Raw genomic sequence first — 25,626 nt, forward strand, 5'->3', positions numbered from 1 at the left:
TCAAAACTATAAAGGGCCCAAGTTTATCTTGTGGCCCTCTTTTTTTGCCTGAAATTCGTCAAGGAATATTTTTCTTCTTCAGACTGAACTTTTGTCGTTTCCACCCTTGAAGCCAGAAGCAGATAGCTCCATATCTAGTATAGTTGATGCACATGGCGGTCTTTCTCCTCCCAGTGCCGCCGCGTCAGCTGTTCCCCTCTGGAGGTTATTTTACCTTCACAACTGACAAGGGCCCAAGCATCGCTTGAGGCCCTCTTTTTTTGCCCCCCCGTTCGAAGCAGGGCCTGAAGCCTGCCGTGAACCCCGTCGGCGCCCTTCCCAACGCTCACAGCTTCGTGATTTGTATATCGACAATCATCGATATACAAATCGTGACATCGCGATGAACAGATATGACCGCCCATGGACACCGACGAAATTCTCAAGGCGCTGGCGCATCCCACCAGAGTGGAGATCCTCAACTGGCTGAAGTCTCCGGAGGAGCATTTCTCCACACAGGAGCACCCGCTCGAAATGGGAGTCTGCGCAAGCCAGTTCGGACGCTGCGGCCTGTCCCAGTCGACGGTTTCGTCACACCTTGCGACGCTGCAGCGCGCGAAGCTGGTGACGGTCCGCCGCGTGGGCCAGTGGATGTTCTACAAAAGGAACGAAGAGACCATCGCGGCATTTCTCAAACATCTCAACGCTTCGCTCTGACCCCAGCGAAGGGTCCAGGACGACACAGCTAATCCTCCCAGGAAACGTGAAGGACTTCCCATGACTACACTTTTCGACCCGATAAAGATCGGTGACATCGAGCTCGCCAACCGGATCGTCATGGCGCCGCTTACGCGCAACCGCTCGCCAAAGGCAGTACCCAATACCCTGAATGCCACCTACTACGAGCAGCGTGCCACTGCGGGCCTTCTGATCACGGAGGCGACCGCAATCACCCACCAAGGTCAGGGATATGCTGATGTGCCCGGGCTCTACACTCCCGAGGCGCTGGACGGCTGGAAGAAAGTAACCGACGCGGTCCACGGCGCGGGCGGCAAGATCGTCGTGCAGATGTGGCACGTCGGCCGCATCTCGCACACCTCGCTGCAACCTAACGGCGGCAAGCCGGTCGCACCTTCGGCACTTGTGGCCAAGTCCAAGACCTATCTCGTCAACGAGGACGGAACCGGCTCCTTCGCGGAAACCTCTGAACCGCGTGCGCTGGAGATCGGTGAGCTCCCGGGGATCGTCGAAGACTATCGCAAGGCCGCCCGTGCCGCGATCGACGCCGGCTTCGATGGCGTCGAGATCCACGCCGCCAACGGCTATCTGATCGACCAGTTCCTGCGCTCCGGCAGCAACAAGCGGACAGACGCCTATGGCGGGTCGATCGAAAATCGCGCGCGCTTCCTCTTCGAAGTGGTCGACGCGATCACCGCCGAGATCGGAGCAGGCCGCACGGCCATCCGCATTTCGCCTGTCACCCCGGCCAACGACGTCTCCGATCCGAATCCCCAGCCGCTGTTCACCTACGTGGTGGAGAAGCTCGCAGGTTACGATCTCGCCTACATCCACATCATCGAAGGTGCGACGGGCGGGCCACGTGACCATCAGCAGGGCGACAAGCCCTTCGACTATGCGGCGCTGCGCACGGCCTACGAAGCCAAGGGCGGACATGCCGCCTGGATGGTCAACAACGGTTACGACCGCCAGATGGCACTCGACGCGGTGGCGGAGGGACAAGCCGATCTCGTCGCCTTCGGCAAGCCGTTCATCGCCAACCCCGATCTTGTGCGGCGCCTGAAGGAAGGTACGGCTCTGAACACGCCGGACCAGAAGACCTTCTACGGCGGCGGCGCCGTCGGATACACCGACTATCCGGCGCTCGAAAACGCCGCCTGAGACGGTATCCGGGATCTGTTTGATTGGGTGGGTCGCGCACGCCGCGGCCCACTTTTTTGCATCCTGCGTAACGGGCCGCAACGTCGACGGCGGGGAAGCGCAAAGGATACGGCAAGACCGGCGCTTTTTCCCCGTCCCCAAACAGTGCTATCAAGTATGCGAGGCGCCCCGGGGATGACGACGCGATGCGCACAGGTCGATGGCAGCATGGACGTAGCGGCAAAACGGCCGGCCTCGCTCTCGCGATCTTGTCGCTTGTTGGGTCTCACCAGCCGGTCATCGCGCAGCCTGAATGGAAGGCACCCCCGACCTGTATCTTTTCCGCTCCCTCTCCCGGCCAAGGCGAAGCGCCGCTCTGCGTCCGGAAGGAAACCTATAGTCACGACATCTGCGTCGCGATCGAGAGGTACTCCCAGGCCAACGGAATTCCACCGGATTACTTTGCCCGCCTGATCTGGCGCGAAAGCCTTTTTCGTCCCGATGCGGTAAGCCCGAAGGGCGCGGAGGGAATAGCCCAGTTCATGCCTTCCACCGCCCGTCTGCGCGGCTTGAACGACAGCTTCCACGCCCTAGAGGCGCTCGGCAAGTCGGCGGAGTATCTCGGCACGCTTCGGGATCGTTACGGCAACCTCGGCCTTGCCGCGGCTGCCTACAACGCCGGCGAGGCCGGCCTCGAGAACTTCCTCGACGCCGGGCGCCTGCCCTATGAGACACGGGCCTATGTTCTCGCCGTGACCGCGCATTCCGCCGAGGAGTGGAAGGATAGCCCTCCGGAGAAGGTCGAACTGCAGTTGGACAAGAACAAGCCCTTCCTCGACGCTTGTATCGACCTCGCCAACAGCCGGACCCTCAAGGACATCGACTTCGAGGACGAAGGCGTGTGGGCACCCTGGGGCGTGCAGCTGGCCGCACACTTCCAGAAATCCGTGGCGCGCAACCTCTTTCGTCTCGCGGTTGAGAGGCTACCCGCACCGATCAATGCCGAGCAGCCATTGATCCAGCGGGAGCGCAACCTTCGCTTCGGCCGGCGATTCCGCTATACGGCCCGTATTGGCCGCGATACGCGTGGCGAAGCGGAGAAGCTGTGCGCGGACATCCGCCGTCACGGCGGTGCCTGCATCGTCTTCCGGAACTGATCGGGGAGCCATGCATCGGCCTTTCCGCCCGTTGCCAAGCGGTCAGTCTCGTCTATCCTGATACGCGGCTGCGTCGACAACAGTGTGCACCTAAAACAGGATGGCGCATGCACGAGAATACCGGAACATCCCTGATCTCGCTCGTCGGCAAGGAAAGATCTCTCGTCTTCGCACTCGCGGTCGCAGTGCTCGCCTTCTCGAGCGAGCACTGGCTTCTCGCCTCAGGTCGGGTTGCGACGCTGGTCGCCGCCACTGCGCTCGTGGCGACGATCGTCCTCGTCTCCACGCGTGTGGCCCACCACGCCGAAGTTCTCGCGGCAAAGGTCGGAGATCCCTACGGCACGATGATCCTCACGCTTTCGGCCGTGCTGGTAGAGGTCATCATCCTTGCCATCATGATGCAGGCCGAGGCGTCGCCGACGCTCGTACGCGACACGATCTATTCTGCGGTCATGCTCGACATCAATGGCATCCTCGGGCTTGCCGCCCTTCTCGGAGGTATCCGGCACGGCGAGCAGCCCTACAACGACGATTCCGGAAAGACCTATGGCGTGATGATCCTAACCGCGATGAGCATCTCGATGATCGTCCCCGAGTTCGTTCCGCGCGCCAGCTGGCATGTCTATTCCGTCTTTACTATCGCCGCCATGGTCGCCCTCTATGCGCTGTTCCTGCGCATGCAGGTCGGCAGGCACAGCTACTTCTTCAGCTATGCCTATCCACGGGCCGAACGTCTGGACTCCCTCGACACTTCTGAAGAGCCGCAGGAGCCTGCCGGATTGTCGATCACGATCATCATCGCCGGCGTCATACTCATCGGCGCCCTCGCCGAAGTGATGTCTGCATTGGTGAACGTGGGACTGAAGGACACCGGCGCGCCACCGGCACTCATGGCCCTGGTCGTTGCCGCGATTTCCGCGGCACCCGAAATCTTGACCGCGATGCGTGCCGCGCTCTCCAACCGCATGCAGGCTGTCGTGAACATCGCCATGGGCGCTTCGCTCTCGACGGTCATTCTCACCGTGCCGGTGATGGAGGCAATCGCGCTCTATACCGGGCAGCCTTTCGTGATGGCCATGTCGCCGGTGCAGACGGTCATGGTCCTTGTCACGCTGATCGCCGCCGCCATCAACCTCAATGACGGCGAAACCAACGCTATCGAGGGCATGACCCATTTCATCCTGTTCTCGACCTTCATCATGCTGACCGCAATCGGTCTTTGAGGCGACTACCCTCGCAGAGTGGCAAACCGCAGCCGCCGCAAGGCCTTATCGGACAACGCCAGTCGCAACAATTATTTATGATAAAACAATTACTTAATTCATCGCGTTGAATCAGTTTCACTGTGAGTTGAATCAGTTTGCGAACACAAGCAGCGAATAGCGGCGGGTGAGACACGCCGAGAGTGCCGAGGGTCAAATTGGAGCGAACCGCCGGCCCGAACAGAGTCAGCTCGCCTACCCGCCGACGCGGGTCGCGGCCCTGCTCTGCGACCATGATGGCGGAACGTTCGATCGAACCCTGAACGGCTCTAGGCAGCAGCCGCGGACTGGGACGTGAAGAGGACAGACCTGTTGCGTCCCGATTTCTTCGCTTCGTAGAGCGCGATGTCGGCCATGCTCAGAAGGCTGTTGCAGCCGTTGTACCGGTGTCGACTTGCGGCGACGCCGATGCTGACGGTCAGCGGCACCCGCTCGCCATCGCTTTCGACCACCGTCGCGCTGACGACGTCCCTGAGCCGCTCCGCCATTGCCATCGCCTCTGCAGCATTCGCCTTGGGCATGTAGAGACCGAACTCCTCTCCGCCCAATCGGGCAAACCTGTCGCCCGGCCGCAGATGTCGGCCGATCACCTCGGCAAAACTTACAAGAACGATGTCGCCCGTGTCATGGCCGAAGCGATCGTTCACCTGCTTGAAGAAATCCAGATCCATCAGCAGCAGGGCGTTGCCTTCCAACATGACGGGAGGCAGCTTTGACATGAACCAACGGCGATTTCCGATCCCGGTCAGCATGTCCGTTTCGGCGGCATGGCGCAGCTTTGCTTCCGCCCTCTCCTTCACCAGAATGATCACGAAGAGCGCGACGGCAAAGTGGCAGATGATGCGGAGGAAGAATGCGTATCGGGGCGTCATCGGCGCCACATCCGGCCACAGGAGACCCACGACGACCAGCAGTGCCAACAGTGACGCGGTTGCGATCGATCCCGCCAGCATGGCGCGCACGGGCAGTGGCTCCTGCCTGCTGTCCTGCAGGACGCAGAGCGCGGAAGCTGCGAGAAACACGCAGGCCGAAGCGTTGGAGATGCTGCCGCGCATCTTGTCCACGAGGTGGAACTGCGTCGCGAACTCGAATACGACGCAGATGGCCGGGACGATCAGCACCGACCAGTCCGCACGGCACGGTTTCTGGCTGCTCAGCCTGCGCAAGCCTACCCAGAACAGGGCATGACCCGTCACGCCGACCGCCGAAACGCCGAGCGCCCAGACATCGCGGGGAAGAACCCCGCGTTCGCCCAGGCCCGCGAGCGTGGAAGCCAATGCCAGCGACAGGAAACTGAAGGCAAGCGTCCCCAACCCCTCTCCGCCGCGGGACTGCCAGCGGGCGTAGAGAAAGCACACCGTCCCTACCACGAAGGAGCATTGGTGGAGCAGAAGGACTGTCGCCAGGTCGAGCTGATTGTCCATGGAACCGGGGCACGCGTTGGATGCCTGTCATCGACAGGCATTGCCAGTTAGGGATTGGCGGATGGAGGCCACTCCACCCGACACTCACAAAAAAGCCCGCCATCACAGCGGGCTTTCGATTTCAAGACTGCGGATATTACTTGCAGGCGGCGCAGAAGCGCTGGATGCGCTTGCAGGCTTCCTCGAGGTTGGCTTCCGATGTCGCATAGGAAATGCGGAAGTTCGGGCCGAGGCCGAAGGCCGAACCGTGCACCACGGCGACACCTTCGGCTTCGAGCAATTCGGACACGAAGTCCTCGTCCGTCTCGATCACTTTGCCCGAGGGTGCCGTCTTGCCGATCAGGCCCTTGCACGAAGGATAGACGTAGAAGGCTCCCTCCGGAGACGGGCACTCGATGCCCTTGGCCTGGTTGAGCATGGAGACCACGAGGTCGCGGCGGCCCTCGAAGATCTTCTTGTTTTCCGGAATGAACTTCTGCGTGCCGTTCAGAGCCTCCACGGCCGCCCACTGGGCGATCGAGCATGCGCCCGAGGTCTGCTGACCCTGGATCATGTCCATCGCCTTGATGAGCGCGAGCGGACCGGCGGCATAGCCGATGCGCCAACCGGTCATCGCGTAGGCCTTCGAGACACCGTTCATGGTCAGCGTACGGTCGTAGAGGCCGGGCTCGACTTCGACCGGGGTAGCGAACTTGAAGTCGCCATAGGTCAGGTGCTCGTACATGTCGTCCGTCAGCACCCAGACGTGCGGATGCTTCATGAGGACGTCTGTCAGCGCCTTCAGCTCGGCATGGGTATAGGCAGCACCCGACGGGTTCGACGGAGAATTGAAGATGAACCACTTCGTCTTGGGCGTGATGGCCTTATCGAGGTCTTCCGCCTTGAGCTTGAAGTTGTTTTCCTGGGTCGTTGCCACGAACACCGGTGTGCCTCCGCACAACGACACCATCTCCGGATAGGAAACCCAGTAAGGGGTCGGAATGACGACTTCATCGCCCGCATTCATGGTCGCCATGAAGGCGTTGAAAAGAATCTGCTTTCCGCCGGTGCCGACGATCGTCTGCGCTGCGGTGTAGTCGAGGTTGTTCTCGCGCTTGAACTTCTTGGCGATCGCCTCGCGGAGCTCGGGGATACCCGAGACCGGCGTGTACTTCGTCTCGCCGCGATTGATCGCTTCGATGGCGGCTTGCTTGATATTGTCAGGTGTATCGAAGTCCGGCTCGCCGGCACCGAGCCCAATGACGTCCCGGCCCTTTGCTTTCAGATCACGCGCCTTCTGCGAAACGGCGATGGTGGCGGAGGGCTTCACACGAGAGAGAGCATCGGCAAGGAAGGCCATGATCGGAATGTCCTGTTCGGGTTCAAAGACTGAGCGTAGGCCATGGGACGCGGGAGCCGCCCATAGCGGTTAGGTCTATGTCGAATGTGCAGTGGTCTTTCAAGCGCCGGAGATGAAAAAAGCGGGCAGTCAGGCGCAAAACCGGGCGTTATGACAATGTTTCATCGATCCCATCAGCGTCTCGCATGCATGACGGAGCCCCAGACAGTACAGTGCCCCGGACATCTGCTAGTTGAAAACCGGGGTACATTGGCAGCCTTTTAGGCGAAAAGTTAACGCCGGTGTAAGGAACGAAAACTACCCTGCATGCGCGCGTCTACGTGCCGTTGCGATCGACTGGATCCCGGATCATGGAAAAAAGCATCTTCACAAATCTCGTCCGCGCCTCGGATGGCTCCGTCTCCACCATGCACGAGGGGTTCGAACTTCACTCCGCCCTGCAGCCCATTTTTCGCGAGGCTGAGGATGGAACGCTCTACGTGGAGGCCTTCGAGGGCTTGATCCGCGCAGGCGCCGACGGCCGCGCCTACTCCCCCGCCGACTTCTTCTCCCATGTCAGGGATGAGGACCGCGCGATGGTCGACAGCCTGTGCCGCAGCCTGCACATCCTGAACGCCGGCGCCCTCGGAAGGCGGGATGCGATCCTTCTGGTGAACTTCAATCCCGGCCTCTTTACCACGCGCTATGCGATCCGGCAGGAGATCGACCGGATGAAGCTCGTGGCGCACGAGGCGTCCCTTTCGGTCGGGCAGATCGCCTGTGAGATATGTGAACGTCCGGGCGATGATCCGGAAGTTCTTGGCCGCTTCTCCGACCGGCTGCACGACTCCGGCTTCCTTGTGGCAATCGATGAATATTCCGGCGACGACCGCTGCCTGGAGCGCCTGTGGCGGCTGAAGCCTGACCTGGTGAAGTTCGACAGCGCCTGGGTGCGCAGCTTCGTCGAGAATTCGGCGGGCGTCGCGCTGCTGCGGGTCGTGGTCGGTCAGTTTGTGCAGCAGGGAATCAGGCCCCTTCTCGGAGGGATCGAGGAACCCTGGCAGATCGAACTCTGCCGCGATCTCGGCGGCCCCCTCATGCAGGGGTACCTGCTGGCACGGCCGGAAATCGCACCGACCGACTTCAACCAGCGTTTCCCGGAGTCGGATTCGAGCCTTGTCGCGGAGACGAACGCGCAGACTTCACCCCTCCAGCGCAGCCTGCCTGCACCAGTCCACCAGCCGTCCAATGGCGACCAGTCCCGTCCCGGCAGGCCGCAACGGCAATTCGGCAGGCGAGGACTGTGAGCGATTGATAGAAAACGGTTCAGGCACGGCCCTTATTCGCCTGAAAACACGACAAGACCGTCAATTCATCAACTTCATGATTTCGCCACGATAACTGTCGCGGCTTGCCGCAATTCCGTCCCCCTTGCGCCGATTTCGGCGGGCCTCCTGAGCACCTCGAATGGTGAACGTGGTTTGGCAGAAGACCGGGGGACGACGCGATGTTTCTGGACGACGAAAACGCCCGCAGCGCTGTGAAGGCAAACGAGGCGCGCGCGCTTTTCTATATCGCCATGACCGCGCTCGTCGCCTGCATGCTGATGGTCTTCGGCATGATGGGGACGGCACAGGCGGAAACGAGCGTTCCCGCCCCGATCACCGCGGTCGGTCATCTGTCGCCGTCCGCGGTGCTTGCCGTTGCCCAGCAGGCCGATACGCGAACAGTCCCCCACACTGCAGCATCCGACGCGGCAGCTACGGTAGACGTTGCGGCCAATCCCACGACCGGCAGCATTTCCACGACGAATTCGGCCGTGGATGCACCCATTGCCGACCGCGGGCTGCTCATGGTCCTCGTTGTTATTCTTTTCGGCCTGATGGCCTGGGCAGGCCACGTTCTCGTTCGCCAGAGCCTGTTTCAGTCGAAGCGTCCTCGCAAGCACCAGAGCGAGGCCTGAGCCTGGTTACCTGCTTTCGCCGTCCGGTACGCTGGCGTGATCACCGTCGCGTGACCACCCCTTGAACCTTCCCTCTGGTTGGTCCAACTAACCAGCAAAAGGGAGCATGGGATTGATGCACGAGAATGCGGTAACCGGGAGAAGGAAGTCGATGAGACGCTGGCTCGCGCTGACGTCGGCAGCCGCCATGGTGCTTGCCTGCGCCCCGGCATCCTGGGCCGAACCACTTTACGTTCAGAGCAAGAAGGCCGAACTGCAGGTCGATACGCTCATCTCGGGCCTCGATCATCCCTGGTCTGTCGAGGTGCTTCCGGATGGCGCATACATCGTGACGGAACTGGGCGGAAACCTGCGCATCGTCCGCAACGGGGGCCTCTCCGCTCCGATTTCCGGACTGCCCAAGATCGCCTTGCGCGGCCAGGGTGGCCTGCTCGACGTAGCGCTTGCCCCCGATTTCGCACAGAGCCGGACCCTCTTCCTGACCTACAGCACGCCCGGAAAGGGCGGCGCCGGCACGGCGCTCGCACGGGCAAAACTGTCCGAGGACGAAAAGAGCCTGGAAGAACTGAAAACCCTGTTCGTGATGAGCCGTCCAAGCACTCGCGGACAGCATTTTGGGTCCCGCATTGCGATTGCTCCCGATGGCAGCCTCTTCTTCGGCATCGGCGATCGCGGTGAGATGGACCGTGCGCAAAACCCACGCGACCACGCCGGCTCGATCCTGCACATCAACGCCGACGGCAGCATTCCCGCCTCGAACCCCTATGTCGGCACAGGCGACGGTCTTCCGGAAGTCTGGTCCAAAGGACACCGCAACCCGCAGGGCATCGTCTTCGACCCGAAGGACGGGACGCTGCTGACGGTCGAGCACGGCGCCCGAGGCGGCGACGAAATCAATGCCCCTGCTGCGGGCAGGAACTACGGCTGGCCCAACATTTCCTATGGCAAGCACTATAGCGGCGCGGACATCGGCGTCGGGACGACGGCCGAGGGCTACGAGCAGCCGCTGTACTACTGGGACCCCTCGATCGCGCCCGGAGCGATCGATGTGTATCGCGGCAAGATGTTTCCCGAATGGGACGGCAACCTGCTAGTCGCTGCGCTGAAATACCAGATGCTCGCCCGGCTCGAGCGTGACGACGCCGGAGCCATCGTCTCGGAAGAGAGGATGCTGGACGGCGAGTTCGGAAGGATCCGCGACGTCAAGGTCGCTCCTGACGGCTCCATCCTGCTTTTGACGGACGAGGACGACGGGGCCTTGCTGCGTATCTCCCGGGCACCGGCCGACCATTGAGCGAAAAGGGTTGCCTGTCGGCAACCGGCCGCAACCGCGCGGGGGTTGCCTGGCATAGAGACACCTGCTACCCGTCTGCCCGCCGGGGCATGGCAGCACCGGAGTCACCCCTCCACACACTTTCCACGACGTAGAACTTACACGGCATGACGCGCGTTCGAGCGAACCTTCTCCTGTTGCTGGCCGGTTGCATCTGGGGCGCAGGCTTCGTTGCCCAGTCGACCGCGATGGAGACACTTGGCCCCCTCTGGTTCATCGGCCTGCGTTTCTGCGTGGCCACGCTTGTCGCAACACCGCTGGCATTGGTCGAGCGGCGCCGGTCCGGCAGCACTGTCTCCGCCGCCAGCAAAATCGGCTTCATTCTGACGGGCGTCGCCCTCTTCGCCGCCGCCGCGACACAGCAGGTCGGACTTCAGACGACGACCGTCACCAATTCGGGCTTCCTCACGGGTCTCTACGTCGTGTTCACGCCGATCCTGACGGTCGTCCTCTTGCGACGGCGTCCGCACTGGATCATCTGGCCCAGCGCCGCGATGGCAACGGTCGGGATCTACCTGTTGAGCGGTGGTGGGCTCGCGTCACTCGGGACCGGCGATCTCCTGACCATCGGCTGCGCCGTGCTCTGGTCGCTCCAGATGATTCTGGTCGGCATCCATGCCGGCCGTTCGGGGCGCCCGGTTGCGCTGTCGCTCGTCCAGTTCGCTGTCTGCGGCGTCCTCGGCTGCCTGGCAGGCTACCTCTACGAACCGCTCAGCCTTGATGCAATTACGGGAGCGCTGCCGGAGATCCTCTACGCCGGCCTCTTCTCCAGCGGCCTCGCGTTCATTTTCCAGAACGTCGCCCAGCGCTATACCTCCGCCCCACAGGCCGCCATCTTCCTTTCCAGCGAGGCGTTGTTTGCAGCGCTCTTCGGTGTTCTCCTGCTTGGCGAGACGATATCGCCTGCGGGCTACGCCGGATGCGCGATCATCTTCGTCGCAATCCTCGCCACGGAGCTGGTACCGGAGCTCAGTAAGGCAAGGCGCTTGACTGTAGCGAAGGCTTGAACACCTGGGCTCTAGGCCGGATCGGAAGCAGTGCTGACGGCTCCAAAGAGGTGAAACGCACCCTCCTGCAATCTATTTGGTAAAGAGGAAAGAACGACCGTGCCAATATCCTCCACGTTTTTGCGCGGCACGCTCTCACTTTGACCAAAGTGAGGCGAGTGAAATCGATCCGAAAACTTTTGCTTGCCAATTCAAGATAAACACATCACTCTTGCTTCGTTCGGGCAATTTGCGAACATGGGAAGACCTTTGATAACAACGCGCCGGAGACGCGAAAAAATTCTGAGCAGCCAGAACCGATCCACCTTATGGGCGGCCCGGATAGCTGGTTGCGGCAATAATGGGCTCCTTTCCTCACCCTCAAGAACTGCCTGCCTCACGCCCCCCGGGGCAAAACTGTAGTGCTGCCCGCCGCCTAAACGGGCAGAGAGAAAAGGACCTGACGCATGGCCGAGACTGGCACAGTAAAATTCTTCAACACCGAGAAGGGCTTTGGTTTCATCAAGCCTGACAACGGTGGTGCAGATATCTTCGTACACATTTCAGCAGTGCAGGCTTCTGGCCTGAACGGACTGTCTGAAAACCAGAAGGTAAGCTTCGACACCGAACCTGATCGCCGCGGCAAAGGCCCGAAGGCGGTCAATCTGCAGATCTCCGGCTGATCCGGTTTCTGCTGAAAGATTGAAGTTGTATCCCGGCAGAGATGCCGGGTTTTTTTGTTCAGCCTCTGTTCAGCCATATTGACGTAGTCTGTCACCATCATTCCAGTCGCGTGGAGCTGGATATCGGTGGGAATAAGATATGAACAGATTGCTGAAAGTCTTCGTTTTGACAGCTGCTGTCGCCGCCACGACCCTTTCGTCGGTCGGATACGCGAGCGCTGACGATCGCTACTGGAGACGCCATCATCATCACGACAACAATACTGACGACGTGCTGCTCGGCGGCGCGCTGGGACTGGCAACAGGCCTCGTTGTCGGAAGCGCCATTGCCGAACCTGCTCCGCGCTACTATCGCCCGGCACCCCGCCGCGTTTATGTCGAGCCCGGCTACTACCCCGCCCGTCGCGTCTACCGCGAACCGCGGCCCGTTGTCGTCGAGACCCTTGAGCCTTGGAGCAACGGCTGGTTCCGCTACTGCTCCGACCGCTACCGCTCTTTCAATCCCCGCACCGGCACGTTCGTCGGCTATGACGGCATGGAGCATTTCTGCGTAGCCGGCGGCTGAGGCAGCCGCCACTTGTGAATTCCCGGGAAGGGCGGCCGTGCGATGACGCGGCCGCCCTTCCGGTTTTTCAGAGGCCGCGAAGGAATGGATTGGTGCGCCTCTCCTCCCCGATCTGGCTTCCCGGGCCATGGCCGCAGAGGAAGCCGACCGAATCGCCGAGCGGCAGAACCTTGTCGCGGATCGATTCCAGCAGCTGGCGTTCGTTCCCGCCGGGCAGGTCCGTACGACCGATCGAGCCGTGGAAGAGCACGTCGCCCAGATGGGCGAAATTCTGTTTGCGGTTGAAGTAGATGACATGTCCAGGTGCGTGACCGGGCGTGTGGTAGACCTCGAATTCGTGATCGCCGAACGAAACCGTGTCCCCATCTTCCAGCCAGCGGTCCGGCACGACGTTTTTCACCTTGCCAGCCATGCCGAACATGTCCGCCCGGCTCTCGATTGCCTGAAGGATCGGAAGATCGTCCTTGTGCGGGCCAATGATTTCGAGGCCGAGTGCTTCCTTGAGTTCCTTGGCGCCACCAGCATGGTCGATATGGCCATGGGTGATCCAGATAGCCTTCAGCGTGATGCCGTTGTTCTTCGCCGTGTCGATGATCGTATCGACATCGCCGCCCGGATCGATGACCACGCCTTCCTTGGTGTCCATATCGAAAAGGATCGTGCAGTTCTGCTGGAATGGGGTGACGGGAATGATGCCCGCCTGAAGCATGCCCATGATGTCCTCGCTGGGGAAATGTCGGTCGCTCCGGTATAGCGGCAACGACGCGTTTTTACCAACCCCGAGGCGGGCAAACGCAAGCCTGTGCTACCGCATTGCGACGACCTGCTGGTCTGCGGATGCCGGCCCGGGGAACGAAACCGTCGTGACGAGAAGCGTGGCAACGGCGATGTTGACGGCCGCGTAAACGTAGACGACGGGCCGCAGGCGGGCAGCGACGCTGGATTTTTCGGTGACGGCTTCGATGTGCATGGCTCTGTCCCTCTTCTCTCGACCCGGCACCTGATGCCTGCTGTCGTTGCATGATCGAGACATACAATGCCGCGGTTGCGCACTCTGTTCCCAAGGGAACACTGCAAATCGAAACGGCCTTTTTCTTCGGGCTTTCATCACGGCATCAGCGGCAGCGCCGTCGTCTCCTTCAGCGTGTCGAGAACGATCGCCGTCTTCACGTGCGATACCGACTCGTGCGGCAGGAGCACGTCGTTGACAAAGGCCGAAAGCGACTTGAGGTTCGGCACCACGACCTTGATCACGTAGTCCATCTCCCCGGTCAGCGCGAAAGCCTCTAGCACTTCAGGCAAGCTTGAGATGAGCCGGGCGAACCGCTGGGCATTGTCCCTGTTATGCGTGGCAAGGGTCACCGTGACGATTATGACGATGCCGAGGTCAAGCTTCTCCCGGTCCAGCTCCGCGCGATAGGCGCGGATAACCCCCTCCTCCTCGAGACGAGTCCTGCGGCGGGAGCATTGCGAGGGCGAGAGGTTGATGCGCTCGGAAAGCTCGTTGTTGGTGAGGCGAGCATCGAGCTGCAAGTGCGTAAGCAGTTTTCGATCGAAATCGTCAAGATGCACGACACTGTCCTATCAATCCGGATTCTTGCACGGAACATGCATATTCTCCGCCAAGCACGCGCTAAATGCAAGCACTTTGCACCCGATGCGGCGCATACTGTGCACGAATGGGAACTATGGAGGATGATAATGGGCCCTTTTCCGCACGACGCACCGGCCGCCGAAATCACCGCGGAGAACCCCGCCGGCACTGACGGTTTCGAATTTGTTGAATTCGCCCACCCCGAACCGGGCAAGCTCGAGGAACTGTTCGACAGGATGGGCTATCGCAGGGTCGCAAGACACCGCAGCAAGAACATCAGCATCTGGCGGCAGGGTGACATCAACTACGTCCTGAACGCCGAAAAAGGCTCCTTCGCCGACAGATTCGTCGAGAAGCACGGTCCCTGCGCCCCTTCGATGGCATGGCGGGTGGTCGATGCCGCGCACGCGCTGAAGCATGCCGTAAGCATGGGCGCCGAGGAGTACACCGGCACGGACAAATGCATCGACGCCCCCGCGATCGTTGGTATCGGCGGTTCCCTGCTCTATTTCATCGACACCTATGGCGAAAAGGGATCGGCCTACGACGTTGAATTCGAGTGGCTCGGCGAGCGTGATCCGAAACCCGAAGGCGTCGGTTTCTACTACCTCGATCACCTGACGCACAACGTGTTCCGTGGCAACATGGACAAGTGGTGGGCCTTCTACCGGGAACTCTTCAATTTCCGGCAGATCCACTTCTTCGACATAGCCGGCAAGATGAGCGGGCTTGTCTCGCGGGCTATCACATCCCCCTGCGGGAAAATTCGCATACCCTTGAATGAATCCACCGACGACAAGAGCCAGATCGAGGAATTCCTTCGCAAGTATAACGGCGAGGGAATTCAGCATATCGCTGTCGGAACGGAGGACATCTACTTGGCGACCGACAGGCTCGCCAAGAACGGTCTCAAGTTCATGCCGGGTCCGCCGGAGACCTATTATCAAAGGTCGCAGGAACGCGTCACTGGCCACGAGGAACCGATCGACCGGCTGCAAAGACACGGCATCCTCATCGATGGCGAGGGCGTGGTGAACGGTGGCACGACCAAGATCCTTCTCCAGATCTTCTCCAAGACCGTCATCGGACCGATCTTCTTCGAGTTCATCCAGCGCAAGGGCGACGAGGGTTTCGGCGAAGGCAACTTCAAGGCTCTGTTCGAATCAATCGAGGAGGACCAGATTCTCCGCGGAGTCTTCAACGACGCTGCGGAATGAAACTATAGCGCTGGGTTTCGGGGGGCCTTCTTTACCGGGCCCCACTCCTTTGATTCCAAAACAAATTCCCTCGACTTCCTGCACGGTGGGCCAGACACCCGACGCTCCCGCCACCACGTTCCAGCCCCGCTAAATTGACAGGCTGCTAATTTACAACCACGCTGCGAACTGCCGAGGGGTTCGGCAATGGAGGCGACGGACTTTGTGCGTCTCGCTCGCCCCATCGTTGATGCGCAGCGTCCGTTTCGGCATCCGCTCGTGATCCGGCCGGGCAAAAGTGGAGGGAATCATGGAAGCATTGATGCCACTCATCACTCAACTGATTGCCGGCGCCATCGGCGGCAATGCGGCGGGTGCGGCACTGAAGCAGCAGGCCGTCAGCGTTGTCGTCAGAACCATCGTGGGAGCCATCGGGGGTGTAGGCGGGGGATTTCTTGTCCAGATGCTCGGAGGCGAGGCCGCGGTGGCGGGACTCGTATCCAGCGCGATCAGCGGGCTGGTCGGCGGCGGCGTGCTGCAGGCCATCGTAGGCGCCGTGCTGGGCCGGAAATAGAGGAAACACCGATCGGGGAGGCCTCAATCAATGAATGCAGAAGGCGGCGCGGGTGCCGCCTTCTTTGCATATCGTCAAGTCACAGCCGGATTCCGTCATCGCAAACGACTTTCCGCCGTGAGGAGGCCATTCTTTGTGTTGATTGTCGCGGTTGCTAAGGTTTAACCAGTATCGTACGGCAGGCATGGTGTAAGGATCCTGACAGGGGCGCGAGATCCCGCCGATTCCGACCTATGCCGCGTGACGGTGAAGGGCATGCCAGAGGAAAGGCCTTCCTGGGGGTGAGATAGGTCAGTATAACTGACTTTTTACGATGTTTCGTGGGGAACGGAATAGATGAAGCAGAACAGCCATGCGGCAAGACAGGCGCCGGAGAAGCGCTCCGCCACAGAACGCCATGAGGAAGCGATAACCGAAGAAGGTTCGATCGACTTCGAAGTGATTGAAGGTTTCTTTTTCGCCTATCGCGACTTCATCTCCGATCCGGATGCCATTCTCGAAACGATCGGCTTCGGGCGCGCCCATCACCGCGTGGTCTACTTCGTCAGCCGCGAACCCGGAATGACAGTGGCCGATCTGCTGGACACCCTCAGGATCACGAAGCAGAGCCTCGCGCGCGTCCTCAAGCAACTGGTGGATTCAGGTTATATTCGGCAGGTCACCGGCCCGGAAGATCGCCGGCAGCGCAAGCTCTATGCCACACGCGCAGGCCGGGAGCTCGCGCTGGCGCTGGCGGAGCCACAGTCCCGCCGCATATCCCGCGCATTTCAGGACTTCACGGCAGACGACAAGCGTGCGGTAATGCGCTTTCTAGCCGGAATGCAGAACACGCGCGAAAGCTAAAGCGCGGCAAGGGAACGAAGACCATGATCGCGACCGTACGACCTGCGGACGACGCAGCCCATCTCCTTGTTGTGGACGACGACAGGCGAATACGCGAACTGCTCAATCGTTACCTCGTGGAACAGGGGTTTCGCGTGACCGTTGCAGGTGATGCGGACGAGGCGCGGCGCAAGCTCAACGGCATCGATTTCGATCTGATCGTGATGGACGTCATGATGCCGGGCGAAAGCGGCCTGACGCTGACCCAGAGCCTGCGGGAAATCAAGTCGGTGCCGATCATCATGCTGACGGCGCTCGCGGAGTCCGACGCACGCATTGCGGGCCTCGAGGCCGGGGCCGACGACTACCTCCCGAAGCCCTTCGATCCGCGCGAACTGGTCCTGCGGGTCAACAACATATTGAAGCGCAACGCGCAACCGTTCGCGCCCAAGATCGAACAGGTAATCTTCGGGCCCTACACCTTCTCGGTCGTCCGGAAGGAATTGCGCCGCGGTAGCGATAGTATCAAGCTGACAGACCGCGAGCAGGAGATCATGATGCTCTTCTCGCTCAGGGCCGGCGAGACCATTCCCCGGCATGAGCTGATCGCGGGCGATGCCGAGGTCGGTGAGCGCACGATAGACGTGCAGATAAACAGGCTTCGGCGAAAGATAGAGGATGATCCGTCCAATCCGGTGTGGCTTCAGACGGTTCGCGGCATAGGCTACCGCCTCAGTGTAGAGTAACGAGAGCAAGGCGCATCAATTTGCGAATGGCCAGGGCGGCGAAATGACCACGTTCGAAAATTTCAAGCGGGAAATTGCCCGCACGCCAGCGACCGGCTGGCGGCGCGTGGCGCGCTGGATGCGCCATCAGATGCCGACCGGCCTCTATGCGCGCTCGCTGCTCATCATCATCATCCCCATGGTGATTCTGCAGTCGGTGGTTGCCGGCGTGTTCATGGAGCGGCACTGGCAGCTCGTGACGCAGCGCCTGTCGACTGCCGTCACGCGCGATATCGCCGCGATCATCGACATGATCGACACCTTCCCGCCCAACAGCGATGCCGACATTGCCCGCATCGCGCGCGAGCGGCTCGATCTCAACATTTCCATCGACAAGGGCACGGAGCTGCCGCCGCCCCGCCCGAAGCCGTTCTTCAACATTCTCGACCACATCCTGAGCGAGGAAATCTCCGACCAGATCCATCGGCCATTCTGGATCGACACCGTTGGCGATAGCAACCTGGTCGAAATCCGCATCCTGCTGAACGACGAGATCCTCAGGGTCTACGCGCGCCGCAGCCAGACCTATGCCTCCAACACCCATATCTTCCTGGTCTGGATGGTGGGAACGTCCCTCGTGCTGTTGGCAATCTCGATCCTGTTCCTGCGCGGACAGATCCGGCCCATCCTTGCGCTGGCGAAGGCAGCCGAAAGCTTCGGCAAGGGGCAGAAAATGCCCGAGGACTTCGCGCCACGCGGCGCCGACGAGGTACGCCGCGCGGGGCTTGCCTTCATGCTGATGCGCGAACGGATCGAGCGGCAGATCGAGCAGCGTACCGCCATGCTCACCGGCGTCAGCCACGACCTCAGGACGATCCTCACCCGCTTCAAGCTCCAGCTTGCGCTTGCCGGCAACAGCCCCGAGCACGACGCGCTGAGCAAGGACGTCGAGGACATGCAGACGATGCTCGAAGGCTACCTCGCCTTTGCGCGCGGCGAGGCCGAGGAGGACGTCGGGCGCCTGAACCTCGGCGAGCTCTTCGACAAGCTAGGAATGGAGGCAGAACTGCTTGAGCGCGATTTCAGCTGCGAGATCCATGGCGACGATACCGTGCTGGTCCGGCCGAACGCCTTCACGCGCCTCGTTGCGAACATCGTCTCGAATGCCCTGCGCTACGCCGGAAAGGTCCATGTGGAGTCGCGCAATCGCGCAAAGTGGCTGACCATTACGGTCGATGACAATGGGCCCGGTGTTCCCGAGGCTTTCCGCGACGACGTCTTCAAGCCGTTCTTCAGGCTCGACGAAGCGCGCAATCTCGATGCTTCGGGAACGGGCCTTGGGCTGGCGATCGCACGCGACATCGCACGCAGCCACGGCGGTAACGTCACGCTCGCCGACAGTCCCATGGGAGGTCTTCGCGCCGTGATCCGTATTCCCGCCTGACCGCACCTCGGGCCAGCGGATCGTTTGATCAATCCGTCAGCAGAGCTTCTTGCCGTTCGGAACCGGCTTGTCGGCTGCCGCCAGCACGATTGCCCCGGCCTCGTCCTCGAAACCCAGCGTGAGAACTTCGGAGCGTACGGGGCCGATCTGGCGCGGCGGGAAATTGACGACACCGAGCACCTGGCGGCCGACGAGTTCCTCGGCGCTGTAATGCACGGTGATCTGCGCCGACGACTTCTTGAGCCCGATCTCCGGTCCGAAATCGATCAGGAGCTTGTAGGCGGGCTTGCGCGCCTCGGGAAACGTTGCCGCTTCGACGATCGTGCCGACACGAATGTCGACCTTTTCGAAATCGGCATAGGCAATCGTTTCGGTCATGGCAAATCCTTGTCAGATACGAGTTCGCCCGTCATGGACGGGCAGCAGGAAGTTCGAAAGGAAAAGCGAAGGGGCGGTCCGAACGCCGCCCCTGGCTGATCGAAGCAGAAACGATCAGCCGGCAAGCTCTTGCGCGCGCTTGCGCGCTGCCTCGATAGCCGCATCGAAAAGCGGCTGCATGCCGTCCTCCGCCATCAGCACAGCGAGGGCGGCCGCAGTCGTGCCACCAGGTGACGTCACGTTCTGCCTGAGGCGAGAAGCGTCATCGGGGGACTGGTAGAGAAGTTCACCAGCCCCCGCGACAGTCTCCCGTGCGAGGCGCATGGCAAGGTCCGCCTTAAGACCGGCCTTGCGACCGGCCTCCGCCATGCACTCCACGAGATAGAAGACATAGGCAGGCCCGCTGCCCGAAACCGCGGTCACCGCATCGATGTCGGCTTCCGAATCCACCCATTCGACCGGACCGCTCACTTTCAGGAGCGAATGTACGAACTCGCGCTGGCCATCCGAGACGCCGGCGCTGGCATAGGCACCCGTCACGCCGCGGCCGACCATGGCAGGCGTGTTTGGCATGGCCCGCACCATGGCCGCATCGCCCAGATGGGCGCGCAGGTTGGCAAGCGTCTTGCCCGCAGCGACCGACACGACAACCGTCTCCGGCCCGACGAGCGACTTCAGCGGCGGCAGCACCTGGTCGATGACCTGCGGCTTGACGGCGATGAGCAGGACGCCGGCCTTCAGCCCTTCGGGCGCACCGGCTTCATGGCGGATGCCGCTATCGGCAATTACCTTCGCCATGGTGGGATTGGGGGCAGGATCGATGACGACGATGGAACTGCCGGGGACGCCGCTCTTCAGCCAGCCGGACAACATGGCACCACCCATGTTGCCTGCACCGACGAGAACGATCGGACCGGACGCTGCCACCGACATGCTCATGCCTCTCCCACGGTCTCGAACAGAACTGCATCGACAGCGCCCTGCGCGTCCATGCCGGACCAGACGACGAACTGGAACGCCTGAAAATACGCTTCGCAGGTTTCAAGAGCACTGGAGAGCAGGACTTCCACCTGCTGATTCGTAGGCTCCGCCCCGCCTGCGAGAAGAAGAGACTGCCTGAAGATCACGACATCCTCATGGCGCCAGAGATCAAAATGTCCCATCAGCACCTGACCATTCACATGGGACAGAAGGCGGATGACCTCGTTGACGCGGCTCTCGGGAACCTTGATGTCGAAGGCACAGGCCAGATGCAGCGCCTCGAACTCCTCCATCCAGGAAAAGGACACATGGTAGTCGGTCCACTTTCCTTCGACGGTCATCGCGAGCTCATCCTCACCCGATCGCTCGAAAGACCAGTCGTTGTTGGCAGCGACGAATTCGATCGTATCGACCGGATTTGACTGGCGCTCGACTTCCAATTCCATGAGGCTCATGCATCACCTTCTTGACCGGCAGGCATGCGTCGTCGTGTTCACACACGACGCGGCAAACCATACTCCGGATACGACATTGAATGATTGCCCGGCACTCTGCGCAGCTTGAACCAATTACCCTGCCTGAAGCTTGCGCGGCCCGTTTCGAATCATCATTTAAAATCAGTGTATAATGACGGATTCACTGCGCCAGCCCCCCGACGTCAATTTGTCGGGGACCATTGTGGACAGATGCTGTGAAAGAGATTCAGCCCAGGAACTTAAGCGACTCTGCGATAAGCGTTTTTCGCGAGTGTCCACAGGGGTAAAAAAATCATTAAAAAATTTGGTTGGCAGCGCCAGAATCAGCGCAACCGGAAGTCACAACGCGACAAGCAGTGACGGCAGGCTCACTTTCCGCCTGCCGCTAGGGAAGCCTCGAGCGCTTCGATACGCTTCAGGAGCGCGTCGTTCTCGTCGCGGGCCTTGATCGCCATCTCCCTGACAGCCTCGAATTCCTCGCGCTTGACGACGTCGAGATTGTTTATCAGGCGCTCTGCCTGCGCCCGGAAAACAGTCTCCATTTCGCGCCGGACGCCCTGCGCCGCACCGGCGGCATCCGTCATCAGCTTAGCGAAGTCATCCAGAATGCGGTTTGCCCCAGTGCTCATCGTCCGGTCTCCTCGTTCATGTCGTCGGCGGCATCGGCAGACTGCCGCGCCTTTGCCTTGAGGTAGGGTCTGACCCAATCCGTTGCAAGAAGAATCGAACAGCCGGAAGCGCGCCTTCGATCTGGAAATGCCAGAATCGTCTTGACCCGGCCCCGTGCGAACTTCATGTTCCGCGCAAAAACGATCGGATCCAGCCCTTGAACAGCGCCCTCAATCTCCTCGCCACCATGCCGTTTCCGGATATCGATCCGATCGCCTTCTCGATCGGCCCGCTCGCGGTTCATTGGTACGGCCTCGCCTATGTCGCGGGCATTCTCATCGGATGGTTCTATGCAAGCCGCCTGATTGCGCGTCCCAACCTGTGGGCCGGCGGCGCTGCTCCGATGACCCGCGCCCACCTGGACGACTTCCTGGTCTGGGCGGCGGTCGGCGTCATCCTGGGCGGCCGGCTCGGCTACATCTTCTTCTACGATTTCGCAAACGTCGCCGCAGACCCGGTCCGCGCGGTTCAGATATGGAACGGTGGAATGTCCTTCCACGGCGGCCTGACCGGAACGATCGTCGCGATGATCCTCTTTGCACGAAGGAACCGGATCGCGGTCTGGAGCCTGTTCGACATCGTGGCCACGGTCGTGTCTGTAGGCCTCTTCTTCGGACGAATTGCCAATTTCATCAACGGCGAGCTTTGGGGCCGGCTGTCCGACGCCCCCTGGGCCGTGGTCTTCCCAAGCGGTGGCCCCTTCGCGCGCCACCCGAGCCAGCTCTACGAGGCAGGGCTCGAAGGTATCGTTCTGCTCGTCGTGCTCGCGATCGCCGTCTATGGACTGGGGGCCCTCAAGCGACCGGGGCTCGTCTCTGGCCTCTTCGTCAGCGGCTATGCGCTGTCGCGGATCTTTGTCGAATTCTTCCGTGAACCCGATGCGCAACTCGGCTATCTCTATGGCGGATGGCTGACGATGGGCATGGTATTGTCGCTGCCGATGCTCGCTGCCGGCATCTGGGTATGCGCTTCCGCAATCGCCAAGCATCCTGTCAGAGAGTGACCAGCAAGGGAGGATGCCATGACGACACCACTCTCCGACAAGATAAAGTTCCTCATCCGCGCGAGCGGCCCGATCAGCGTCACAGATTACTTCGCCCTGTGCCTCGCTGACCCGCAGCATGGCTACTACCGGACCCGCGAACCTTTCGGGCGGGAGGGCGATTTCATCACGGCCCCCGAGATCAGCCAGCTGTTCGGGGAAATGCTTGGCATATTCCTGGTCCATGCCTGGCAGAAGCACGGCGGCCCTACAGGCGTCCGCATTGCCGAGATCGGCCCCGGCCGGGGTACGATGATGGCCGACATGCTGAGGGTCGTCTCGCGTCTCGCACCCGATCTCTACGAAGGCGCCACAGTGCATCTCGTCGAGACCAGCGAGCGGCTGAGGGAAGTGCAAAGGGAGACGCTCGGCACCCATGTCGGCCGCGTCAGCTGGCACGGCGGCTTCGAGGAAATTCCGCCTGGCTTCTTGCTTCTGGCTGCCAACGAGCTTTTCGATGCCATCCCCCTCCGCCAGTTCATCAAGACAGGGTCGGGCTTCCATGAACGAATGGTCGGTCTCGGGCCGGACGACGAGCTGACTTTTGCAACGGGTGTTGCCAGCCTTGACCCGACCCTTCTTCCCGAAGGACATCGATCGGCCCCCGTCGGCACCGTTTTCGAGATTGCGCCCGCCCGGGAAGCGGTCATGGACGCGATCAGCGAGCGGTTACGGGACCAGGGCGGGACGGCGGTGATCATCGACTACGGTCACGAGGTGACGGGCTTCGGCGATACGCTGCAGGCCGTGCTGAAGCACGCCTTCGACCCGCCGCTCGCCCACCCCGGACTGGCGGACCTGACGAGTCATGTGGACTTTGCCGATCTGGCAAGGACAGCGTCCCGCGGCGGCCTCCATGTACACGGCATCATGCATCAGGGCGATTTCCTGATGGGTCTCGGGCTCGGCGAACGCGCCTCGGCGCTCGGCCGTGGCAGGGACCAGGCGATGCAGCAATCGATCATCGCCGACGTCGAGCGACTGGCCGGATCGGGCGCCGGAAACATGGGGGACCTGTTCAAGGTTCTCGCCGTCAGCAGCGCACCGATCGCGCTGTCGCCGTTCCGGCATCCGGATTGACACGGCGATGTCGAGCGGCCAACATCCCGCGCAAATCGCCCGGACCTTGTCGCCTGCGTCCGCCTGCAACTCCCTTTGCCCCGCCATTGAAGGATGACTGACGAAACGATGATGGATGAAGCCGTGCCGTCTCCCGTCCAAAGCCCGCTGATTGCCGAAAAGGCGAACGCGGCCGTCCGCCACGGGTTCTTCACCCGCGAAGGCGGCGTGTCGACGGGCATTTATGCAGGGCTGAACGTCGGCCTCGGCTCCAGCGACGTGCGCGAAAGCGTGGAGGAAAATCGCGCCCGTGTCAGCCGCTGGTTCGGCGTTCCCGCCGGAAATCTCGCGACCGTCCATCAGGTCCACTCCCCCACGGTCCACATCATCGAAGGGCCGTACGACGGTCGTCGCCCTGAAGCCGATGCCCTGGTGACCTCGACGCCCGGAATTGTCCTCGGCGTGCTCAGCGCCGATTGCGGACCTGTGCTTTTCGTGGACGCCGAGGCCGGGGTCGTCGGTGCGGCCCATGCCGGCTGGAAGGGAGCCCTGACCGGCGTTCTGGAAAACACCATCCGCGCAATGGAAACGCTCGGCGCCCGGCGCGAACGGATCGCCGCCGCGCTCGGTCCCTCGATCAGCCGGCGGCACTACGAGGTCGGTCCCGAGTTCGTGGAGCGCTTCATCGGAACCCAACCGGGCTACGAGAAGTTCTTCGGTCGCTCAACGCGCGAGGGACATGCGATGTTCGACCTGCCGGCCCTTACGATCGAACGCCTGACCGACGCCGGCGTCACAGCAGAAAATCTCGATCTCTGCACCTATCCGGACGAGGACCGTTTCTTCTCGTATCGGCGTACGACCCATCGGCAGGAACCGGACTACGGTCGTCAGATTTCAGCGATAATGATACAAAAGTAATCAGGGAGGGACGCGATGGCGCTTCATTTCGAGACGGAAGAATACGCCAACAGGCTACAGCGCCTGACCGCCCGCATGCGCGAGGAAAAACTCGACGCGGTGCTGCTCTTCGCGCAGGAAAGCATGTACTGGCTGACGGGCTACGACACCTTCGGCTACTGCTTCTTCCAGACGCTTGTGGTCAAGTCGGACGGCGACATGGTGCTTCTGACGCGCTCCGCCGACCTGCGCCAGGCCCGCCACACCTCAACGATTGCCAACATCGAGGTCTGGGTGGATCGGGTGAATGCCGACCCGACGGTGGACCTCAAGAACCTGCTCAGCGAACTCGATCTGCTCGGCGCCCGCATCGGCATCGAATACGATACGCACGGCATGACCGGACGCGTCGCCCGCCTCCTCGACAATCAGATGCAGAGCTTCTGCCAGGTCAGTGATGCCTCGATGTTGGTCAGCCGTCTGAGGCTGATCAAGAGCCCGGCAGAGATCGTCTACGTGGAAAAGGCCGCGAGCCTTGCCGACGACGCGCTGGATGCCGCGCGGCCGCTGATCAGGCCGGGTGCGGACGAGGCAGAAATCCTCGCCGCCATGCAGGGTGCCATCCTCGCCGGCGGCGGCGACTATCCGGCAAACGAGTTCATCATCGGTTCGGGCGCGGATGCCCTTCTGTGCCGCTACAAGTCGGGGCGCCGGAAGCTGGACGCCGAGGACCAGCTCACGCTCGAATGGGCCGGCGTCAGCGCCCACTACCATGCCGCCATGATGCGCACGGTGGTGATCGGCGAACCGACGGACCGCCACCGCGAGCTTTACAGCGCCTGCCGCGATACCATCCAGGCGATCGAGATGGTCCTGCGTCCCGGCAACACATTCGGGACCGTTTTCGATGTTCACGCGAAGATGATGGACGAACGCGGCCTTGCCCGCCACCGGTTGAACGCCTGCGGCTATTCTCTCGGCGCCCGCTTCTCCCCCTCGTGGATGGAGCACCAGATGTTCCATATCGGCAATCCACAGGAAATCGAGCCGGACATGTCTCTGTTCGTCCACATGATCATCATGGATTCGGACACGGGAACGGCGATGACCCTCGGCCAGACCTACCTGACGACGACGGATACGCCGAAGGCGCTTTCGCGCTACGGTCTTGACTTCATCAGTTCCTGATCCACGGGTGGCAAACGGGTCCCCGCGGTT

28 protein-coding genes are annotated in these 25,626 nt (G+C 61.4%); 19 read left to right on the forward strand and 9 right to left on the reverse strand.

The window, feature by feature from the left end:
- Positions 1-402: 402 nt before the first annotated feature.
- The 4 genes from F3Y30_RS18180 (at position 403) to F3Y30_RS18195 (ending at position 4,237) form a co-directional block, all read left to right on the forward strand.
- Positions 403-696: a metalloregulator ArsR/SmtB family transcription factor gene (locus F3Y30_RS18180; protein WP_203424091.1), complete on the forward strand. Its 294-nt coding sequence runs from the start codon at positions 403-405 to the stop codon at positions 694-696.
- Between the two features lie 60 nt (positions 697-756).
- Complete coding sequence (locus tag F3Y30_RS18185; RefSeq protein WP_203424092.1) at positions 757-1,878, forward strand: alkene reductase; 1,122 nt, start codon at positions 757-759, stop codon at positions 1,876-1,878.
- A 185-nt stretch (positions 1,879-2,063) separates the two neighbouring features.
- Positions 2,064-3,014 (forward strand): transglycosylase SLT domain-containing protein, encoded by a 951-nt coding sequence (locus F3Y30_RS18190; RefSeq protein WP_203424093.1) that lies wholly within the window; start codon positions 2,064-2,066, stop codon positions 3,012-3,014.
- A 107-nt stretch (positions 3,015-3,121) separates the two neighbouring features.
- Entirely contained in the window at positions 3,122-4,237 is a 1,116-nt protein-coding gene (locus F3Y30_RS18195) for a calcium:proton antiporter (RefSeq protein WP_203424094.1), read from the forward strand.
- A 308-nt stretch (positions 4,238-4,545) separates the two neighbouring features.
- Here F3Y30_RS18195 and F3Y30_RS18200 read toward each other — a convergent pair whose 3' ends face one another.
- A complete protein-coding gene (locus F3Y30_RS18200; RefSeq protein WP_203424095.1) occupies positions 4,546-5,700 on the reverse strand; it encodes a GGDEF domain-containing protein in 1,155 nt (384 codons plus the stop codon).
- A gap of 136 nt (positions 5,701-5,836) precedes the next feature.
- On the reverse strand, positions 5,837-7,039 hold the full coding sequence (locus F3Y30_RS18205) for a pyridoxal phosphate-dependent aminotransferase (RefSeq protein ID WP_203424096.1): 1,203 nt from the start codon (positions 7,037-7,039) through the stop codon (positions 5,837-5,839).
- Positions 7,040-7,389: 350 nt separating this feature from the next.
- On the opposite strand from F3Y30_RS18205, the gene F3Y30_RS18210 reads away from it, so the two are divergent.
- From F3Y30_RS18210 to F3Y30_RS18235, 6 genes are all read left to right on the forward strand, one after another.
- Complete coding sequence (locus tag F3Y30_RS18210) at positions 7,390-8,325, forward strand: EAL domain-containing protein (protein WP_246752792.1); 936 nt, start codon at positions 7,390-7,392, stop codon at positions 8,323-8,325.
- A gap of 200 nt (positions 8,326-8,525) precedes the next feature.
- Positions 8,526-8,981 (forward strand): hypothetical protein, encoded by a 456-nt coding sequence (locus F3Y30_RS18215; RefSeq protein ID WP_203424097.1) that lies wholly within the window; start codon positions 8,526-8,528, stop codon positions 8,979-8,981.
- A gap of 151 nt (positions 8,982-9,132) precedes the next feature.
- Positions 9,133-10,275 (forward strand): PQQ-dependent sugar dehydrogenase, encoded by a 1,143-nt coding sequence (locus tag F3Y30_RS18220; RefSeq protein WP_246752793.1) that lies wholly within the window; start codon positions 9,133-9,135, stop codon positions 10,273-10,275.
- Between the two features lie 146 nt (positions 10,276-10,421).
- On the forward strand, positions 10,422-11,321 hold the full coding sequence (locus F3Y30_RS18225; protein ID WP_203424099.1) for a DMT family transporter: 900 nt from the start codon (positions 10,422-10,424) through the stop codon (positions 11,319-11,321).
- Positions 11,322-11,767: 446 nt separating this feature from the next.
- Positions 11,768-11,983, forward strand: coding sequence for a cold-shock protein (locus F3Y30_RS18230; RefSeq protein WP_203424100.1), 216 nt, complete (start codon positions 11,768-11,770; stop codon positions 11,981-11,983).
- 139 nt (positions 11,984-12,122) lie between these two features.
- Positions 12,123-12,548, forward strand: a complete 426-nt coding sequence (locus F3Y30_RS18235; protein ID WP_203424101.1) for a BA14K family protein — start codon at positions 12,123-12,125, stop codon at positions 12,546-12,548.
- A 67-nt stretch (positions 12,549-12,615) separates the two neighbouring features.
- On the opposite strand, the gene F3Y30_RS18240 is transcribed toward F3Y30_RS18235, so the two are convergent.
- The 3 genes from F3Y30_RS18240 to F3Y30_RS18250 form a co-directional block, all read right to left on the reverse strand.
- On the reverse strand, positions 12,616-13,257 hold the full coding sequence (locus F3Y30_RS18240; protein WP_203426674.1) for an MBL fold metallo-hydrolase: 642 nt from the start codon (positions 13,255-13,257) through the stop codon (positions 12,616-12,618).
- Positions 13,258-13,353: 96 nt separating this feature from the next.
- A complete protein-coding gene (locus F3Y30_RS18245; RefSeq protein ID WP_203424102.1) occupies positions 13,354-13,518 on the reverse strand; it encodes a hypothetical protein in 165 nt (54 codons plus the stop codon).
- A 137-nt stretch (positions 13,519-13,655) separates the two neighbouring features.
- Entirely contained in the window at positions 13,656-14,120 is a 465-nt protein-coding gene (locus tag F3Y30_RS18250; protein ID WP_203424103.1) for an Lrp/AsnC family transcriptional regulator, read from the reverse strand.
- A 129-nt stretch (positions 14,121-14,249) separates the two neighbouring features.
- On the opposite strand from F3Y30_RS18250, the gene hppD reads away from it, so the two are divergent.
- The 5 genes from hppD to F3Y30_RS18275 all read left to right on the forward strand — a co-directional run bounded on the left by hppD (position 14,250) and on the right by F3Y30_RS18275 (position 18,903).
- On the forward strand, positions 14,250-15,359 hold the full coding sequence (gene hppD / locus F3Y30_RS18255) for a 4-hydroxyphenylpyruvate dioxygenase (protein WP_203424104.1): 1,110 nt from the start codon (positions 14,250-14,252) through the stop codon (positions 15,357-15,359).
- A 289-nt stretch (positions 15,360-15,648) separates the two neighbouring features.
- Positions 15,649-15,912: a hypothetical protein gene (locus F3Y30_RS18260; protein ID WP_203424105.1), complete on the forward strand. Its 264-nt coding sequence runs from the start codon at positions 15,649-15,651 to the stop codon at positions 15,910-15,912.
- 408 nt (positions 15,913-16,320) lie between these two features.
- Entirely contained in the window at positions 16,321-16,755 is a 435-nt protein-coding gene (locus F3Y30_RS18265; protein WP_246752994.1) for a MarR family transcriptional regulator, read from the forward strand.
- Between the two features lie 23 nt (positions 16,756-16,778).
- Positions 16,779-17,480: a response regulator transcription factor gene (locus F3Y30_RS18270; protein WP_203424107.1), complete on the forward strand. Its 702-nt coding sequence runs from the start codon at positions 16,779-16,781 to the stop codon at positions 17,478-17,480.
- A gap of 43 nt (positions 17,481-17,523) precedes the next feature.
- Positions 17,524-18,903, forward strand: coding sequence for an ATP-binding protein (locus F3Y30_RS18275; RefSeq protein WP_203424108.1), 1,380 nt, complete (start codon positions 17,524-17,526; stop codon positions 18,901-18,903).
- Positions 18,904-18,939: 36 nt separating this feature from the next.
- Here F3Y30_RS18275 and F3Y30_RS18280 read toward each other — a convergent pair whose 3' ends face one another.
- The 4 genes from F3Y30_RS18280 to F3Y30_RS18295 all read right to left on the reverse strand — a co-directional run bounded on the left by F3Y30_RS18280 (position 18,940) and on the right by F3Y30_RS18295 (position 21,367).
- Positions 18,940-19,281: a tRNA-binding protein gene (locus F3Y30_RS18280; RefSeq protein ID WP_203424109.1), complete on the reverse strand. Its 342-nt coding sequence runs from the start codon at positions 19,279-19,281 to the stop codon at positions 18,940-18,942.
- A gap of 114 nt (positions 19,282-19,395) precedes the next feature.
- Entirely contained in the window at positions 19,396-20,214 is an 819-nt protein-coding gene (gene proC, locus F3Y30_RS18285) for a pyrroline-5-carboxylate reductase (RefSeq protein WP_203424110.1), read from the reverse strand.
- 2 nt (positions 20,215-20,216) lie between these two features.
- Positions 20,217-20,717, reverse strand: a complete 501-nt coding sequence (locus tag F3Y30_RS18290) for a YbjN domain-containing protein (protein ID WP_203424111.1) — start codon at positions 20,715-20,717, stop codon at positions 20,217-20,219.
- Between the two features lie 389 nt (positions 20,718-21,106).
- Complete coding sequence (locus F3Y30_RS18295) at positions 21,107-21,367, reverse strand: accessory factor UbiK family protein (RefSeq protein WP_203424112.1); 261 nt, start codon at positions 21,365-21,367, stop codon at positions 21,107-21,109.
- 197 nt (positions 21,368-21,564) lie between these two features.
- Between F3Y30_RS18295 and lgt the strand changes: the two genes are divergently transcribed.
- The 4 genes from lgt (at position 21,565) to F3Y30_RS18315 (ending at position 25,596) form a co-directional block, all read left to right on the forward strand.
- Positions 21,565-22,410, forward strand: coding sequence for a prolipoprotein diacylglyceryl transferase (gene lgt, locus F3Y30_RS18300; RefSeq protein WP_203424113.1), 846 nt, complete (start codon positions 21,565-21,567; stop codon positions 22,408-22,410).
- Positions 22,411-22,428: 18 nt separating this feature from the next.
- The gene (locus F3Y30_RS18305) at positions 22,429-23,529 is read left to right on the forward strand and encodes a class I SAM-dependent methyltransferase (protein ID WP_203424114.1); all 1,101 of its coding nucleotides are present in this window, start codon (positions 22,429-22,431) and stop codon (positions 23,527-23,529) included.
- A 108-nt stretch (positions 23,530-23,637) separates the two neighbouring features.
- Positions 23,638-24,429, forward strand: coding sequence for a peptidoglycan editing factor PgeF (pgeF, locus tag F3Y30_RS18310; protein WP_203424115.1), 792 nt, complete (start codon positions 23,638-23,640; stop codon positions 24,427-24,429).
- Positions 24,430-24,444: 15 nt separating this feature from the next.
- The gene (locus F3Y30_RS18315; protein WP_203424116.1) at positions 24,445-25,596 is read left to right on the forward strand and encodes a Xaa-Pro peptidase family protein; all 1,152 of its coding nucleotides are present in this window, start codon (positions 24,445-24,447) and stop codon (positions 25,594-25,596) included.
- Positions 25,597-25,626: the final 30 nt, after the last annotated feature.

Source organism: Sinorhizobium sp. BG8, assembly GCF_016864555.1.
Classification (GTDB): Bacteria; Pseudomonadota; Alphaproteobacteria; order Rhizobiales; family Rhizobiaceae; genus BG8.